Source organism: Paracoccus sp. SMMA_5_TC, assembly GCF_009696685.2.
In the GTDB taxonomy this organism is placed as follows: Bacteria; Pseudomonadota; Alphaproteobacteria; order Rhodobacterales; family Rhodobacteraceae; genus Paracoccus.
Genome location: NZ_CP102356.1, coordinates 61,130 through 75,897, shown reverse-complemented (window position 1 = coordinate 75,897; position 14,768 = coordinate 61,130). Strand labels below are relative to the sequence as shown.

Annotated in this window: 17 protein-coding genes and 1 pseudogene; 15 read left to right on the top strand and 3 right to left on the bottom strand. The window is 66.5% G+C overall.

Features of this window, described 5'->3' with window-relative positions; all coding sequences use genetic code 11:
* Window positions 1-14 precede the first annotated feature (14 nt).
* From GB880_RS14080 to GB880_RS14065, 4 genes are read left to right on the top strand one after another with little or no spacing between them, the layout of a single operon-like run.
* Window positions 15-608, top strand: coding sequence for a 2'-5' RNA ligase family protein (locus tag GB880_RS14080; protein ID WP_154492060.1), 594 nt, complete (start codon window positions 15-17; stop codon window positions 606-608).
* Between the two features lie 9 nt (window positions 609-617).
* Window positions 618-1,541 (top strand): YcaO-like family protein, encoded by a 924-nt coding sequence (locus GB880_RS14075; protein ID WP_263467408.1) that lies wholly within the window; start codon window positions 618-620, stop codon window positions 1,539-1,541.
* Between the two features lie 10 nt (window positions 1,542-1,551).
* Window positions 1,552-2,994 (top strand): hypothetical protein, encoded by a 1,443-nt coding sequence (locus tag GB880_RS14070; RefSeq protein WP_263467407.1) that lies wholly within the window; start codon window positions 1,552-1,554, stop codon window positions 2,992-2,994.
* A 1-nt stretch (window position 2,995) separates the two neighbouring features.
* Window positions 2,996-3,721: a hypothetical protein gene (locus GB880_RS14065; protein ID WP_154492066.1), complete on the top strand. Its 726-nt coding sequence runs from the start codon at window positions 2,996-2,998 to the stop codon at window positions 3,719-3,721.
* Between the two features lie 273 nt (window positions 3,722-3,994).
* On the opposite strand, the gene GB880_RS14060 is transcribed toward GB880_RS14065, so the two are convergent.
* From GB880_RS14060 to GB880_RS14050, 3 genes and pseudogenes are all read right to left on the bottom strand, one after another.
* Window positions 3,995-4,615 (bottom strand): helix-turn-helix transcriptional regulator, encoded by a 621-nt coding sequence (locus tag GB880_RS14060; RefSeq protein ID WP_154492069.1) that lies wholly within the window; start codon window positions 4,613-4,615, stop codon window positions 3,995-3,997.
* A gap of 367 nt (window positions 4,616-4,982) precedes the next feature.
* Window positions 4,983-5,215, bottom strand: a pseudogene (gene cas2, locus GB880_RS14055) (CRISPR-associated endonuclease Cas2); the annotation flags it as partial.
* Between the two features lies 1 nt (window position 5,216).
* On the bottom strand, window positions 5,217-5,597 hold the full coding sequence (locus GB880_RS14050) for a CRISPR-associated endonuclease Cas1 (protein WP_154492072.1): 381 nt from the start codon (window positions 5,595-5,597) through the stop codon (window positions 5,217-5,219).
* A gap of 94 nt (window positions 5,598-5,691) precedes the next feature.
* On the opposite strand from GB880_RS14050, the gene GB880_RS14045 reads away from it, so the two are divergent.
* The 11 genes from GB880_RS14045 to GB880_RS13995 all read left to right on the top strand — a co-directional run bounded on the left by GB880_RS14045 (window position 5,692) and on the right by GB880_RS13995 (window position 14,678).
* The gene (locus tag GB880_RS14045; RefSeq protein ID WP_154492075.1) at window positions 5,692-6,234 is read left to right on the top strand and encodes a Chromate resistance protein ChrB; all 543 of its coding nucleotides are present in this window, start codon (window positions 5,692-5,694) and stop codon (window positions 6,232-6,234) included.
* A gap of 15 nt (window positions 6,235-6,249) precedes the next feature.
* A complete protein-coding gene (locus GB880_RS14040) occupies window positions 6,250-6,447 on the top strand; it encodes a DUF1127 domain-containing protein (RefSeq protein WP_195840871.1) in 198 nt (65 codons plus the stop codon).
* A gap of 36 nt (window positions 6,448-6,483) precedes the next feature.
* Window positions 6,484-7,689, top strand: coding sequence for an MFS transporter (locus GB880_RS14035; RefSeq protein ID WP_229774314.1), 1,206 nt, complete (start codon window positions 6,484-6,486; stop codon window positions 7,687-7,689).
* 30 nt (window positions 7,690-7,719) lie between these two features.
* Window positions 7,720-7,944, top strand: a complete 225-nt coding sequence (locus tag GB880_RS14030) for a hypothetical protein (RefSeq protein WP_154492081.1) — start codon at window positions 7,720-7,722, stop codon at window positions 7,942-7,944.
* 188 nt (window positions 7,945-8,132) lie between these two features.
* A complete protein-coding gene (locus GB880_RS14025; protein ID WP_263467406.1) occupies window positions 8,133-8,816 on the top strand; it encodes a hypothetical protein in 684 nt (227 codons plus the stop codon).
* A gap of 174 nt (window positions 8,817-8,990) precedes the next feature.
* Window positions 8,991-10,298 (top strand): tyrosine-type recombinase/integrase, encoded by a 1,308-nt coding sequence (locus GB880_RS14020; protein ID WP_154493863.1) that lies wholly within the window; start codon window positions 8,991-8,993, stop codon window positions 10,296-10,298.
* A complete protein-coding gene (locus GB880_RS14015) occupies window positions 10,285-11,142 on the top strand; it encodes a hypothetical protein (protein WP_154493862.1) in 858 nt (285 codons plus the stop codon). The genes GB880_RS14020 and GB880_RS14015 overlap by 14 nt, the downstream gene beginning before the upstream one ends.
* A gap of 123 nt (window positions 11,143-11,265) precedes the next feature.
* The gene (locus GB880_RS14010) at window positions 11,266-11,547 is read left to right on the top strand and encodes a hypothetical protein (RefSeq protein ID WP_195840819.1); all 282 of its coding nucleotides are present in this window, start codon (window positions 11,266-11,268) and stop codon (window positions 11,545-11,547) included.
* The gene (locus tag GB880_RS14005; protein ID WP_154493861.1) at window positions 11,544-11,768 is read left to right on the top strand and encodes a hypothetical protein; all 225 of its coding nucleotides are present in this window, start codon (window positions 11,544-11,546) and stop codon (window positions 11,766-11,768) included. Before GB880_RS14010 ends, GB880_RS14005 begins: the two co-directional genes overlap by 4 nt.
* Window positions 11,761-12,228: a hypothetical protein gene (locus GB880_RS14000; protein WP_154493860.1), complete on the top strand. Its 468-nt coding sequence runs from the start codon at window positions 11,761-11,763 to the stop codon at window positions 12,226-12,228. Before GB880_RS14005 ends, GB880_RS14000 begins: the two co-directional genes overlap by 8 nt.
* Complete coding sequence (locus GB880_RS13995; RefSeq protein ID WP_154493859.1) at window positions 12,225-14,678, top strand: DUF7146 domain-containing protein; 2,454 nt, start codon at window positions 12,225-12,227, stop codon at window positions 14,676-14,678. Before GB880_RS14000 ends, GB880_RS13995 begins: the two co-directional genes overlap by 4 nt.
* Window positions 14,679-14,768 lie beyond the last annotated feature (90 nt).

The window sequence follows — 14,768 nt, the reverse complement described above, 5'->3', positions numbered from 1 at the left end:
CCTATCCTCGATCCATGCCCGACGATCCAGTTTCCACGCCCTTGCCGCACTTTCTGCTGCTGCTGGCAGTGCCGCCGCCGATTGTCGCCGCGCGCATCGAGGCGGCATGGCGCAGCATCGGGCGGCGCGAGCGCTTTCGCGGGCACACCCTGCACATGACCATCCTGCCGCTATGGCGCAGGCAAGCAGCCGAGCCGGAACTGATCGAGGCGGTTCGGGCCGCACTTGCACCGCTCAGCTTTCCAGCCTTCGACCTGCGACTGGACCGGTTGACGACCTTCGGCCCCCAGCGACGGCGCACGCGGCCCCTGGTGCTGACATGTTCCCAGCCGCATCCGCAGGCGGACGCGCTGGCTCAGGAATGCTGGCGCCTGCTCACCGCAGCAGGACTTGGGGTCGCATGTCACAATGTGACCGCGCATGTGACGCTGGCTTTCGGGCGGCCGCTGCGGCCGGATCCGATTGCAGTGCCCCCGATCCTGTGGCGGGTCGACGAACTGCGCCTGATCGACAGTCTGCAGGGACAGGGGCGGCATCTGACCCTGGGGCACTGGCAGCTGGGGGCCGGGACATCACAATTCACGCCGCGATCACACCCTTGCACGTAAAGCTAGGTCATGACGCCGATGATGACCGAATCGACCACGGACGCCCGACCCGCGATGCAGACGCTGCACAGTGCCGATGCCCTGATTGCCACCTGGCTGCGCCACGACTGGCGCGAAAGTTTCTTTGCGCCCGGACTGTCCATCCTGCAGGCGCTGACGCGCGACGGGCGCACCGCCAGCGGCGCCGGGATGGACCGCGAAGAGGCGCTGAATCGCTGTCTGGGCGAAACCGCCGAAATTCTGGCCCTGAACATGCTCAGCCGCGATCGCAGCGGCGGGCAATCCCGCCCGTTTGATCCGCGCTGTGACGGGCTTGCTGCCCATCCCGACCCGCATATTGCCCGACAAGCCGCACTGAACGAGGCATGCGAGCGCTTCGCCGTCGCCAAATGGTGGCTGGGGCATAGCCGTGTCCACGCGATGCCGCCGCTCTGGCTGGACAGCTGCGGACTGACAGCCGAGTTGCAACAGATGCGCGACGGGGCCGCGTTGCGCAGGCGCACGGACTGGTGGCAGATCGACATGCACCAAGGTCCGATCACCATGATCTGTCGAAGCATGAGCGTCGAGGGTCAGGATCCGCTCCTGGGTTTCGGCACGCATGCCGATCCCGTCGCCGCGGCAGGCAAGGCGCTGCGCGAACTGCTGCTGATGGAGCTGAACCTGATGGAGCTTCTGGCGGCGCGTTCGACCGGCGGCGTGCCGGCGCTGCGGCCGGTGAATGATCGCATTCGCGACTACACGAGGCGACTGCCGATGCTGCTGCGATCCTCCATGCCAGACCCACCCGGCAGGGAATCTGTCAACACTTTTCCTCCGAGGCCGGAATGTCGTGAAATCACTGGTGCGGGGGCCCCGCTCAGCGTCTGGCTTTGCCAGCCCGACGTTGCCCCGCCGCCCTTCACTGCCGAAACCGGATCGCCCTATTTCTGACAGGAGCCCGATGAACCAAGGCGACACCTCCACATCCGGCCCATCGGGCGCCTGTCCTGCCGGTTGCGCACCGCGCCGCGGCGAGCTGGCGGTTGCCATGCTGCGCGCCCGCGCCGACGCCGGAACAGGCGCCGGCGCTCTGCCGCCCAGCGATCCTGCGCCCGAAATCGCACAGGCACGGCCAGAGATCCTGCTGCGGCCGGACCCGGCCTGGCGGCGCGCCTGCCTGGGACAGGTGGCGCATATCCCGTCGGGTTACACCTACCTGGCGCAGTTGATGGGGCATGACATCGGCAGCACCGTTCTGGCGGAAACCGTGCCCTATGCCCGCCCCGCAGGGGCGCTGCCGGACCGGCCGCCCCTGCGCTACAACCTGATCGACAATCCGCTGACACTGGAAACGATCTATGGCCCCGGGCCGACGTTTCTTGCCCATGTCTTTGACCCGGAAACCTGCCTGTTCCGCGTCACCCCCGGCGCGCGCCTGGCGCGGCTATACGCACGAGGTCAGGCCACGCTGGCCGATCCCGACCCGCAGCCGATCCGGGCGCTTTACGACGAACGCAACCGCGATTCCCTGATGCTGCACGAACTGGCCGTGGCCTGGATGCAATATCACAACCTCATCGCCCGGCCGCTGCTGGCCGCAGGCCTGCCGCCGCTGCGCGCCTATGCCTTGGCGCGCATCCATGTCACGCGCTGCTGGCACGCCATACTCACCGGTGACCTGCTGGCACGTTTTCTGCATCCCGACATCGCCGCGCTGTCCGCGACGCAACTGGATCCGGCCTGGCAGCTGGATGAAAATTCGCTGCTGCACGGGCTGTGCCGGGCGTTCCACGCGCTTCCCCTGTCGGCCTATCACCTGGGACGCTCGGGGCTGCACAATCTGGGCGGGCTGCTGCGGCGCGGCTATGGCATCAGCGATGCGGAAACCGATTGGCACATCGACTGGCCGCTGTTTTTCGGCCAGAAACCGGGCGGCCCGTTGACCGGCATCTCTGCCAGTGTGGCGGCGGAAATGCGCGTGCCCATCACCGCCGTCTCGATCATGATGCTGGACGCGCAATCGGCCGATCACGCCGATCCGCTGCGGGCAGGAAATGCCGCGATGCGTCAGGCGATCGATGCCTTGCCGACACGCTGGCGTCGCGCCTGCACGCCCGCGACCCTGGCCACCGAATTTTCCGCCCGCTTTCCCGACGCGCCGGCCGCCGTCACCCCGGAATCGCTGGCATGGGGGCCACTGTTCCATTTCCTGATGGTTGAGGCACATCTGCACGGTCAGCGCGGGGGCTTCGGCCCTCTGGGCAGCGCATTGCTGCGCAGTTCGGTCAAGGGCATCATCGACCGGGTGGTGATGCCTCCGCCCGCCCCGGAAACCGCGGCAATGCCAAGCCCCGCGACCATGCTCGAACTGATAACCCTTGTGCGCAGCAACCGGAGTCCCTGACATGCCCCAAAGACGCAAATACATCGTCGTCGGATGCGAGGTCGATCAGGCCGAGCACTGGCTGCACCCCGATGGCCGCATCGATCGCGATCCCGGCAGCGACGGCCAGGCGTTGAACGTCGAATACATCGGCCGCCTGATGGTCGAACTGTCGGCCCGCGGCAAGGCCGGCGTCTCGCCTGCGGAATTGCGAGAGCTGGAAAACCGTGTCAAGCACGCGCTCAACGTTCAGGATTTTTCCGCCCTGACCGGAGACGCCCCCCTGACCGAGGCCGAGCGGCAAGAGATCCTTGCCAATACCACCGTCCGGATCGAGTTCGAAAGCCGCCGCCCCGGCAAGCACAAGCCGGACCGGAACATCCGCATCCTGGTGGTGCCATCAGACGAAACCCTGGGCGTTACCGATGCAATGTTGCGCGCGCAGGGCCAGGCACAGGGCTTTCGCCCGCCCTTGTCCTACGAACTGGACCAGGCGTTGATCCTTGCCAGCCTGCGCGACGAAATCCTGGAAATGGTGGCCGAATTCGCCGCCGACCCGCCGACCGGCTGGACGGCCGAACTGCAGCAGGCGTTGACCGCCCACATGGAACGCGCCATCGCCGAGCGCAGCCAGTTCAAGGACGCCGCCGGCCAGCCCGCCCAGGATGTCAAGAACCAGATCCTGTCCAGCCCCTTGCGCGCCTTTCACCGCTCGGTCGGCATCTACGCCACCAACATGTGCCGTTAGCGGCTCGGACAAATGGCGGGGCTTTAGTGCAAGCTCCATTGCAGGATCAGGGTTCCAGCTTTCAAACCTGCGCCAAGGTTTGCCTCTGCCTTGGCGACTATCTTTCTTTTCTTGAACGCCCACGCGCGCAATATCCGCGATGGCTGCACAGATCACTGGCTTGCGTAATCAGTGTGTGGCGATGGTGGATTCCCGGCGGGAAGCCAGGGAATCCACCCTCGAGGAAGCCACTGGTTTGGAAGCCGTCTGGTCTGGCGGCAGAGGCCGGAGGCGTCAGGCCCGCCCCGTTTCCTTTTCAAGCAGGCCCTCCAGCAATGCCAGACGATCCGCGCTGAAGTTGCCCGCGCGCGGGGTGAGATCGCGGATAGCCCGAACGAAGAACTGGCGGAAGTCGCCGCGCTCTTCGCACCAGGCGAGCAGCTTTACGCCCTGCGGCGGGTGCACCAGCGCCAGCGGCAGGACCGTCCGCGCAGTCTCGTTCCCCGACAGGTCTGTGTAGCCGATCGACACTGGCTGACAGGCGCGGATGGCGGCGTGCAGTGTTGCCAAGTCGGCGGCGGCCGCCTCGGGCACGTCCTCGGGCCAGTATTGCGCCGGGCGCACGTCGAGCATCTGGTATAGGCGTGCCAGGATCGCGCTCTCGGGGTCGGTCTGGGCCAGCCGCTCGATGGCCGCATTGGCCGCGGCGGCAGTGACGGGATCGCCGCGGTAACCTGCAAGCGCCAGGCCACGCAATGCCGCATCGCGCAGATCGGGGTCGAGGACGGGGACCGGGGTCGCCATGCTGCTGGCCGCAGCACCATTCCCGAAGCCGATCGCAGCAGCAGCACCGGCAAGCCGGGTGCCGAGAGCGCGGCGTGTCAGGGTCAGGGGCTGAGTGCGACCGGGTCGCATGGCGATTCCTCCTTGGGATTGAAAAGGCGACCTTCATCGCATGGCGCGACCCTTTCGGTCCAGCAAATTGAAAGATCGTGCGTGATTTCTCTTTGGCGTGTTCTGAACCGCCGCAACGAGGTCCCGCGATGATCAAGGGCGATGAAAATGCGCTCTGGGTCTTACCGTTCCGACCAGCGACGACTTGGCTTTCAGCTGGGGTGGGATGTGCCTTTCACGATTGACGTGTTCCGTCTGGTTAGTGCCCACCATCGCCGCGAGAAGCTCGCAGTCGCCGACCCGCACCGCAGCGCACGCCCCCGCATGGGGGCGACTGCCTTTCAATACCGCATTGAAAAATCTGGAAAAGGCCGCCTGAATCTGCGGACCGCCTCCGCCCTTCCCGGCCCAACACATAGAAGCGGAGAGAGTCTTGCTCGGGGTCGATCAAGTCGATCAGCCGCGCCCGCAAGCGCACACAAAGGCCTGGGTCGAGATCGCACTCGAAGACAGAAAGCTGAACCCGCTGGCCGTAATCCTCGCATGCCCGAGCGTCTTGTCGAAGGCGGGCCGTCCTTCCTTGGTGTCCGTCCGGACATGGTAGGTCACCAGCACCAACATGTCATCCCCACACAAACGCCGGGTAGCCGTCCAGCTCGCCCCGCAGGTGCCGCGCAAGAAGCTGGGCTTGCAATTGCGGGAAAAGGCCAAGTGGGGCCGCTTCGTCAAACCAGGCGTGGCGGAGGTCATTGCGCTTGCGTGCCTGCCATGCCTCGATCACAACGCGCCTTCCCCGTTCGGTTAACAGCACCGCACCTGTTTCCTGATGCTCGAAATCTGCCGGTTCCAATTGCCGACGGTTGACCAGCGTAAGTGCGGCGCTTTCAACAAGGGATCGAGCATCAGCCTCAGCGCAATCAATCACAGGTTGATGTGACGGTGAAATCGAACCTGATGATGCTGATGATTCACGCTTGCCAACCGGTCGACTGCCCGGCTGCAATTCCTTCTACCCTGCCGCCGCCACAAAAAGCGGGCATGTCAATTCGATTCTTGCACTATTGACATGTAACTGCTGTTACATCAATAATGTCCACATGAACGATATCACATGGCTTCTCCTGACCTACAAGATCCCTGCCGAACCATCGGCAAAACGCATCGCCATCTGGCGCAAGCTGAAGGGAATGGGGGCCGTCTATCTTCAGAACGGCGTCTGCGTGCTGCCCCGAACGGATGACCATATCCGTCGTCTCAAGATGGTCGAGAACGACATCGACAAGGCCAAGGGTGAGAGCGTGATCCTTCAGACCGTGGCCCTGGATCAGGCGCAAGAGGCCAAGGTTGTGGCCCGCTTCAAGGCTGACCGGGACGAAGCCTATGCCGAATTCATCGACAAATGCGACGACTTCGAACGCGAGGTCGCAAAGGAAATCGCGGCCGGCCATTACAGTTATGCCGAATTGGAAGAGAACGACGTCGATCTGAAGAAGCTTCAGGGCTGGCTGGAAAAGATCGGGAAGCTCGATTTCTATGGCGCCGCGCGCGCCGACGAAGCGCGAACACGGTTGGACGGCTGCGAGGCCGTGCTGGATGACTACGCCAAGCGGGTCTTCGACGCGAAGGGCGAGAACGGCTGATCCCGGAGGATGGACATGAACCGGACCGCATGCCTGAAATCTTTCTTTCCGCATTTCCCGCCGGGGGTGCCGAGCGGCAAACCGTCGCCATTGCTGGCTTGGGCAGACCGGCAGAGGCAGCGCGCCGCGTTGGCTCGGCTCGAGGACCGGATGCTGGACGATATCGGTGTGACACGGACCGAAGCTGCGGCGGAGTGTCAGCGCCACGACTGATCGACCGGAACACCAGGCCAGACCGAGGAGGCCGCCATGGCAGAAACGACGGAGGACAAGGCCGCATCAGCCTGGCGGGGATTGCCCGCGGGGATCTGGGCGCTCGGCTTCGTGTCGATGCTGATGGATATCTCATCCGAGATGATCCATGCGCTCTTGCCCGTCTATCTGACCATAGGACTTGGTGCGACCGCCCTTGCTGTCGGGGTGATCGAAGGCATTGCCGAGGCGACGGCCGCGATCACCAAGGTGTTTTCCGGGGCGCTGTCGGACCGGATTGGGCGGCGCAAGGAGCTGGCCGCCATGGGTTACGGTCTCGCCGCCCTGACAAAGCCCGTATTTCCGCTCGCGCCGTCGATCGGCTGGGTGGTCACTGCCCGTTTCATCGACCGGGTCGGCAAGGGCATCCGCGGCGCACCGCGCGATGCGCTGGTCGCTGACCTCGCCCCTGAAGGGCGGCGCGGCGCAGCTTTCGGCCTGCGCCAGTCTCTGGATACTGTCGGTGCCTTCTTGGGGCCTCTTCTGGCCATCGTGCTGATGTGGGCTTTTTCCAATAATTTCCGGTCCGTTTTTTGGGTCGCCGTCATCCCGGGTTTCATGGCGCTTGGTCTGATGCTGTTTGCCGTGAAGGAGCCCGCCCGCCCGGCAGGGCTGCGCAAGGTCCGCAACCCGTTGTCGCGCGACGAACTGCGCCTTCTGGGCGGCATGTATTGGGCCATTGTCGCTGTGGCGACCGTGTTCACGCTCGCACGGTTCTCCGAGGCCTTCCTGATCCTGCGGGCAGAGGAGGTGGGTCTGCCTCTCATGCTGGTGCCACTGGTTCTGGTGGGGATGAACGCGGTCTACGCCCTGTCGGCCTGGCCTGCGGGCGTGCTCTCGGACCGGATGAGCCGACCGGCGATGCTGATGGCGGGGCTTGGCTTGCTGATTGCATCCGATCTGATGCTGGCGCTGGCGCCTGGGTTCACCGGCTTCGCTCTGGGCATCGCGCTTTGGGGGCTGCACATGGGCGTCACGCAGGGACTTCTGTCCGCGCTGGTTGCCGAGGCGGTGCCGGCCGAGCTGCGCGGGACAGCCTATGGCATGTTCAACCTGATCACCGGCGGCGCACTGCTATTGGCCAGCGTGATCGCTGGCGGGTTGTGGCAGGGCTTCGGGTCCGAGGCGACGTTCCTTGCTGGCGCCGCCTTTGCCCTCGTCGCGGCGCTTGGTCTGATCCCGCTGCGGCACAAGCTGGCGTGAACCGGTCAGGCTGCTGCCTGCGTTCTCGGCATGTATCGGAACCCGCACCGCCAGCGCGGGGTCAACCAGAACGTTGGAATACCCGCCGCGACGGCGGTGATCCAGCACCCTCTGACCGAGGCCCGGAAATGCATCAAGGATCCCGAAGGCCGCATTGCCGCCAAGGGCGACGTCTATCTCGACGTCAAGGAAATCAACGACAAGACCTATGTCATCTGCAAGTCCGACAGGATGCTCAAAGAGCACATCAGGTAAGGATCGACCCTGGTCATTGATGGGTTCTCGGGCCATGGCGATGACTGCGCCCGCTGGGCAGGTAGCCTCTTTAAGGCCCCACCCTTGAGTGAAGTGGCGCATCATGAGCAAGACGCGGCGCGGCCCTGCGGCGCAGGTATCTGCTCTCGGGGCTCGTGCACTGCGGGCAATGCGGCGGCGCGCTGATCGTGGCCGGCAGCGGCCGCTCCAAGGGCTACTACTGCGCCAATGCCAAGCAGAAGGGCGCGGCGGTCTGCCCCGGCATGCCGGGGCTGCGCAAGGCCGCGGTCGAGGAGATCATCCTGAGCGGGCTGCGCGAGGCGCTGATGACGGAAGAGGCCGTGGCGCAGTTCCGCAGGGACCATTCCCGGCATCTGGCCGAGCAGAACCGCGGCGCGAGCGAGCGCATCGCCCGGCGCAACAGTGCCATTCGTAGCCTCGAGCAGAAGCGGCAGGGGTTTCGCGACGCGATCGCCGCGGGCCACGCGAACCCCTCGCTCTTCGAAGGGCTGACCGAGACGGAAGCTGAGCTGGCCGCCCTGCGGGCGGAGGTCGCAGCCGAGGCCGGCACGGTGATCGCCCTTCCCGCGGATCTCGGCGCGCTCTACCGCGCCCATGTCGCGGATCTGGCCCGGACGCTCTCGGGCGGCGAGGTGGTGGGCCGGGCGTCGGAGGAGCTGCACCGGCTGATCGCGCGGATCGATGTGTCGTGGAACGCCGCGGACGGCGGCCACGATCTCGACCTGCAGGGCGATCTGGTGGCGCTGCTGTCGGCGGCGGACAGCAAAAAAGCCGCCTCGTATGAGGCGGCTGGATCTTCGCTAAGACTGGTTGCGGGGGCAGGATTTGAACCTGCGGCCTTCAGGTTATGAGCCAGATACAACACAACATCTAGAGCCTTGATTGTTGACGCGTTTTCCGGCCTAGTCTCCTAGACGGCTGTTTTATCAAAGCTATCTGGCGCGACTGCCTGTTACTCGCCGCCAGCGAACGACAAAAACGGCCATATGATGTGTTGACACAGTGTTGACACGGGGGATGCCGGAATGACCGAGAGACTGACCGAAGCCGCCGCCCGGAAGGCCCTGCCGCCGGTCCGCGGGCAGACCATGCTGTGGGACGCGGAGGTGAAGGGGTTCGCCCTGCGGGTGACGCCGGGCGGGGCCAAGTCCTTCGTCCTGGACTACCGCGCCGAGGGGCGGCAGCGCCGGATCACCATCGGCGCCTGGCCCGACTGGACGGTGGCCGCCGCGCGCCAGACCGCGAAGGACATGAAGCGCGAGGTCGATCTCGGCCACGACCCGATGGGCGAGCGGCAGGCGCAGCGCGAGGCGCCGACCGTGCAGGAGATGTGGGAGCGCTACGCCCGCGAGCACCTGCCCAAGAAGGCCGAGCGCAGTCAGGCCGACGAGCGCATCATGTGGGAGAAGATCATCCTGCCCCGCTTCGGCAAGATGAAGGTCGCCCAGATCAGCCATGACGATGTGGACGCGCTCCACCGCGACATCACCGAGATCCGCGGCACGCCCGTGCGCGCAAACCGGACCGTCGAGGTGCTGAGGAAGGCGTTCAACCTCGCGATCCGCTGGAAATGGCGCGACGACAATCCCGCCTCGGGCGTGCGCCGCAATCAGGAGGAGAAGCGGAACCGCTATCTGAACCGCACTGAGATCGCGGCGCTGGCGCAGGCGCTGAACGACCACTCGGAGCCCATGTCCGCGAACGCGATCAAGCTGCTGATGCTGACCGGCGCGCGGCGCGGCGAGGCGTTGGGCGCGACATGGGAGATGTTCGACCTCGAGAACGGCGTCTGGACCAAGCCCTCGGCGCACACCAAGCAGCGCAAGCTGCACCGCGTCCCGCTCTCGGGCCCGGCCGTGCAGCTGCTGGTCGAGATGAAGGCCGCCGCAAAGGCAAAGGCCGAGGCCGAGGGCACGCCGCCCAGCCCCTACGTCTTCCCCGGCCCGACCGGCAAGCCGCTCACCGAGATCAAGCGGACGTGGGTCTCGGTCTGCCGCCGGGCGGGGCTCGGCGCGGAGGTGCCGGTGCTGGACGCGAAGGGCAAGCCGGTCCTCGACCGCAAGGGAAAGCCCAGGACCGAGTTCCAGCCGAATGTCCGGATCCACGACATCCGCCATTCCTTCGCCAGCATCCTCGTGTCGGCGGGCGCGTCGCTGCCCTTGATCGGCCAGATGCTCGGCCATACGCAGGTCCAGACGACCCAAAGATACGCCCATCTGTTCGACGATCCGCTGCGCAAGGCCGCCGAGACGGTGGGCGCCTTCGTGTTGCAGAGCCCCGCGGAACAAATCATAAACAAGAAAAACGCGGAGGCCGACGATGCCCGTTCTTGACTATGGACACCTGCTGGCACCCGGAGGCCTCTACCGCGCTCAGATCGCGGTCCGCACCGTCATGGCATGGCCCGACATTGCCGACGAACAATCCCGCCGGGAGTATGTCGCCACGCTGATGTCGATCCATCTGGCCGACCTCAAGGCCAAGCGCGACGCCCTTCCGGACCCCGCGGCGGCAGACGGGTGGGAGGACACGATCCTCGCCATCGAGCAGCACGAGGCGTGGATGGCAACGCACGAGGAGTTCGAGGCATGGTTCGATGAGGCCGGAGGTCATGCGACCGTCAGCATGGCGCCCGGTTTCCGGTTCTTCGAGAAGGACATGGAGAAGCGCGTGGGCGGCTGGTTCGCGGCCGGTCTCATCCTCGCGCTGGTGCGGCGCATGGCCATGCATCACGCCGACCTGCCGGGCGGGGCGAGCGTCAACAAGGCCGTGTTCATTCTCGAACGGGTCAAGCTGCCCAACGTCCCGCGCAACAGCCACGACCTGCGCAAGGCTTGGAAGACCTACAAGCCCGTCGCACATTTCTGCGCCGTGCTGTTCGACTGGTTCATGATCGCCTTCACGCACAACGAGACGCCCGAGGAAGTCGGCGCCGCGATAGAGGGCGAGCTGAACGAGAGCTTCATGATGTTCCTGTCGCAGGCGGAAGCCTACCTCGAGTTCGGCTTGTCCTATCAGCCGCCCCGCACCAAGGGGCAGATTCTGCTGGATCCGAAGGAAACGTGGATCCTGCCGCAGTATCGGCCATGGCCCGAGGCGATGAGCACGCCGCAGCCCCTCACGGGCGACCTCCTTGCGGCCGCGCTGGAATACAAGGCGCCGATCCCCAGCTTCTGACTACTGAGCCGATCCGGCTCACTAGATAACGGTCCCCCCCTCACCAATAACGGACCATCGAGAACGTCGGCATCTCTCGGGCATCGGCGGCGCGTTGCGTCGCCTGGCACGAAGGAGACGCCCATGACCCAATCCCTTGCATCCGGAGGCGCCGAGAGGCCCGCCCCCGTCGCCCCGCCGCCCGATTTCCTCGACGGCTTCATCTCGGAGGAGGACTACGCCGCCCGCCGCGGGGTGTCCCTGCGCACCTGTCAGCGCGACCGCCAGCTGCGCCAGTCCCCGCCCTTCGTCGTGATCGGCCGGCGCGTCTACTACCGCATCGAGGCGGTGCGCGACTGGCTCATCGCCCGCGAACAGGCCGCGGATCGCAAGCCGAGCGCCCCGTGCGCACGGAGGGGCCGATGACCGCGCCCGCCACGCTCGCGCCCGACATGATGTTGGGCGCCGCCGAGATCGCCCGCTTCCTCTTCGACTCCGACGAGTTCCGGTTCCAGCGCCGCGTCTACTACCTCTGCACCCGCTCGAAGCGCCCGCTGCCGCATTTCCGGCTGGGCAGCCGCATCGCCACGCGCCGCTCCACGCTGATGGACTGGATCGCCCTGCAGGAGGGCTTCGCCAATGCCTGACACCCCCATCCAGTTCACCGGCTCGATCCTCGAACAGCTGGAAGCCAAGGTCGCTGCGGAGGCCCCGCATCTGCTGCCCATTGTCCACGCGATCCGCGATCACGGTGTCGGCTTTCTGGTGATCCCCCAGCGCGCGACCGGGCTCGACCGCGGCCTCGCCCTGCTGGAACGGCCCTTCGTCGTCATGGTGGGCGACGACACCGACTGCGCGCTCGGCCCCGATCAGTATGACAGCGCCGCGCTCGACCGGCTGATCGGCATGGCCGACGGCGTCGCCATCGTCTCCTGCGCCCCGCCGCCCGAGGCCTATTCCAGCATCGCCCTGATGGCCGTGGCGCAGCGCAACGGGCTGATCATCGAGACCCGGCCAGAGCAGGAGATCGCCTGGACCAACCGCGTGCAGGCAGTCTGCCCCGAGATGCCGATCCTTCTCTGCACCGTGAAGGCGCAGCGCCAATGACCGTGCAAAACCAGACCCTCGACTTCAACGGCACGCCGCCCGGCTCCTGCGCCCGTGCCGCCACGCGCATGTCCGTCGCCCAGCTGGCCGACATGCTGCAAGACCGCATCGCGGACTTGGCCCGCGACCTGCTGGGCGAGCCGAACCGGCAGCTTTCCGGCGCGCAGCAGCTGCGTTTCGGCACCAAGGGCAGCCTCGCCGTGGAGATCGACGGCGCGAACAAGGGCCGCTGGTTCGACCACGAGCATGGCGGGGGCGGCGCTGCGCTCGAGCTGATCGCCCATCGCCTCGGGCTGGACGAGAAAGCCGCATGGGACTGGGCGCGGGCCTGGCTGGGCGAACCCGACGCCGGTCCCTCCTGGTCGGCGAAGCCGCCTGCGGCGCGCGCCCCTTCCGCCTCGGGCTCGGCCCAACCGAAGGAAACCACGCCCGAGGAACGCGCCGAGAAGGTGGCCGAGATCGTGCGCCGCAGCGAGAGCCTCGTCTCGACGCCGGTCCTTGCTTACCTGCGCCATCGCGGGATCTCGGCCACGCCGCCCGACTGCATCCGCTATCGCCAATATGCCTACCGCCAGTTCGGCGCCATGGTCGCGCTCGCCACCGACGAGGCAGGCGAGGTGCTGGCGATCCAGCAGGTCTATCTGACCGCCGAGGGGCGCAAGGCCCCCGTGAAGGTGGTCAAGCGCACCAACAAGGCCGTCGAGGGCTGGGCCGAACGCGCCGCCGTGCGCCTGCCAGGCCGCGAACCGCTGGTGCTCTGCGAGGGGGTCGAGACCGCGCTCTCGGTCTGGCAGGCGACAGGACAGGAGACCTGGGCCTGCCTCGGCATCTCGAACATCGGCCGCGCACCGGTGCCCGCGAACGCCACGGTGATCGTGGCCCGAGACGGCGATCTGCCCGGCAGCAAGGCCGAGGGTCAGATGGCCCGCGCCGCGAGCCATCTCGCGCATCGCGGCATCACCGTGCTGATCGCCACCCCGCCCGAGGAGCAGGACTTCAACGATGTCCTGGTCCGCGAGGGCGAGGCGGCCGTGCGCAACCGGATCGCCGCCGCCGAACCCTTCCGCCCCGAGGAGGCCGGCATCGGGCGGAAGCAGCTCTACATCGGCTCGGACGTGGAGATCGCCAAGCGGGTCCGCGAGGATCTGACCGAACGCCACGGCCGCATCGTTCATGCCGACGGGGCCTTCTGGCGCTATGGCGGCACCCATTGGGAGGCGATCCCCGACCACGAACTGCGCCTGCCCGTCCACACCTATGACGGCGCGGGGTTCTTCACGCCTGCGGGCGAGCCCTCGAACGTCAAGCTGACCAAGATCCGCGTCGACTCGATCCTCAACGAATGCGCGGCCCTCTGCGCCATGCCCGGATACTTCGACGCCCCGCCCGCTGGCATCAACTGCGCCTCGGGATTCGTCCGCTTCGACGCGGAGGGGACGCCGCGCCTCGAACCCCATCACCGCCAGCACCGCTGCCGCCACACGCTGCCCGGCCGCTGGCAACCCGGCGCCTCCGGCACCCCGCCCGCAGGCTCGCTGCTGGCGAGGCTCCTGACCGGCAGCTTCAAGGGCGACCCTGAGGCCGAGGCCAAATGCGTGCTGCTGGCCGAGGTCTGCGGCGCGGCGGCGCTCGGCTACGCCACCCGACTGATGCAGCCGCGCGCGGTGGTGCTGCACGGCAAGACTGCCGAGAACGGCAAGAGCCAGGTGCTCGAACTGGCGCGCGGCCTCCTGCCCGCCTCCGCCATCTGCTCGGTCCCCGCCTCGAAGATGGGCGACGAGCGGCATGTCATCGGGCTCGTCGGCAAGCTGCTGAACGCCTCCGACGAGCTCTCGCCCGAGGCCATCGCGTCCGACACATTCAAGGCGGTCGTCACCGGCGATCCCATCGAGGGTCGCGACGTCTACAAGAGCCGGGTCGAGTTCCGCTCGGTCGAGCAGAACCTCTTCGCCGCCAACCAGCTGCCCAGCTTCAAGGGCGGCCTGGACCGGGGCGTGCAGCGCCGCCTGCTGCTGATCCCCTTTACCCGCTCGATCCCGCTGGAGGAGCGCGTCGAGGACATCGGCAAGCGCATCGCGGCCGAGGAACCGGACCTGCTGCTGGCATGGGCGGTCGAGGGCGCCTCGCGGCTGATCCGCCAGCGCAACTTCGCCATCCCGCAGGGCTGCCACGACGCGCTCCTCGAATGGGTGCTCAGCGAGGATCCCATCGCCGCCTGGATCGACGCCTGCGTATCGGTCGTGCCGATCGTGAACGGCGGGCCGATGCTGGCGACGCGCGATGCCCACCTCCGTTTCCAGAACTGGGCGCTGGCCGAGGGCTACAAGCCCGAGAAGCTGCCCGCCATCAACGGCTTCGTCCAGCGCGTGCAGGCCCGCGTGGCCGGGATCCAGCACAAGCGCACGAAGGAGGGGCGGTTCTTCATCGGCCTCGCGGTGACGCAGTGGTGACGCACCAAACCGGCTTTTTGGCCCCTAACCCATTGAGAGTGTTGAGATGACGCACTTCGGCTCAGATATTTCGATAAGGGGGGAAACTCT

Coding starts and splice junctions, on each gene's coding strand:
- GB880_RS14010 (WP_195840819.1), top strand. CDS start 11,266: ATGACCCAATCCCTTGCATCCGGAGGCGCCGAGAGGCCCGCCCCCGTC.
- GB880_RS14020 (WP_154493863.1), top strand. CDS start 8,991: ATGACCGAGAGACTGACCGAAGCCGCCGCCCGGAAGGCCCTGCCGCCG.
- GB880_RS14030 (WP_154492081.1), top strand. CDS start 7,720: ATGTATCGGAACCCGCACCGCCAGCGCGGGGTCAACCAGAACGTTGGA.
- GB880_RS14070 (WP_263467407.1), top strand. CDS start 1,552: ATGAACCAAGGCGACACCTCCACATCCGGCCCATCGGGCGCCTGTCCT.
- GB880_RS14000 (WP_154493860.1), top strand. CDS start 11,761: ATGCCTGACACCCCCATCCAGTTCACCGGCTCGATCCTCGAACAGCTG.
- GB880_RS14015 (WP_154493862.1), top strand. CDS start 10,285: ATGCCCGTTCTTGACTATGGACACCTGCTGGCACCCGGAGGCCTCTAC.
- GB880_RS14060 (WP_154492069.1), bottom strand. CDS start 4,615: ATGCGACCCGGTCGCACTCAGCCCCTGACCCTGACACGCCGCGCTCTC.
- GB880_RS14045 (WP_154492075.1), top strand. CDS start 5,692: ATGAACGATATCACATGGCTTCTCCTGACCTACAAGATCCCTGCCGAA.
- GB880_RS14075 (WP_263467408.1), top strand. CDS start 618: ATGACGCCGATGATGACCGAATCGACCACGGACGCCCGACCCGCGATG.
- GB880_RS14040 (WP_195840871.1), top strand. CDS start 6,250: ATGAACCGGACCGCATGCCTGAAATCTTTCTTTCCGCATTTCCCGCCG.
- GB880_RS14005 (WP_154493861.1), top strand. CDS start 11,544: ATGACCGCGCCCGCCACGCTCGCGCCCGACATGATGTTGGGCGCCGCC.
- GB880_RS14065 (WP_154492066.1), top strand. CDS start 2,996: ATGCCCCAAAGACGCAAATACATCGTCGTCGGATGCGAGGTCGATCAG.
- GB880_RS13995 (WP_154493859.1), top strand. CDS start 12,225: ATGACCGTGCAAAACCAGACCCTCGACTTCAACGGCACGCCGCCCGGC.
- GB880_RS14080 (WP_154492060.1), top strand. CDS start 15: ATGCCCGACGATCCAGTTTCCACGCCCTTGCCGCACTTTCTGCTGCTG.
- GB880_RS14035 (WP_229774314.1), top strand. CDS start 6,484: ATGGCAGAAACGACGGAGGACAAGGCCGCATCAGCCTGGCGGGGATTG.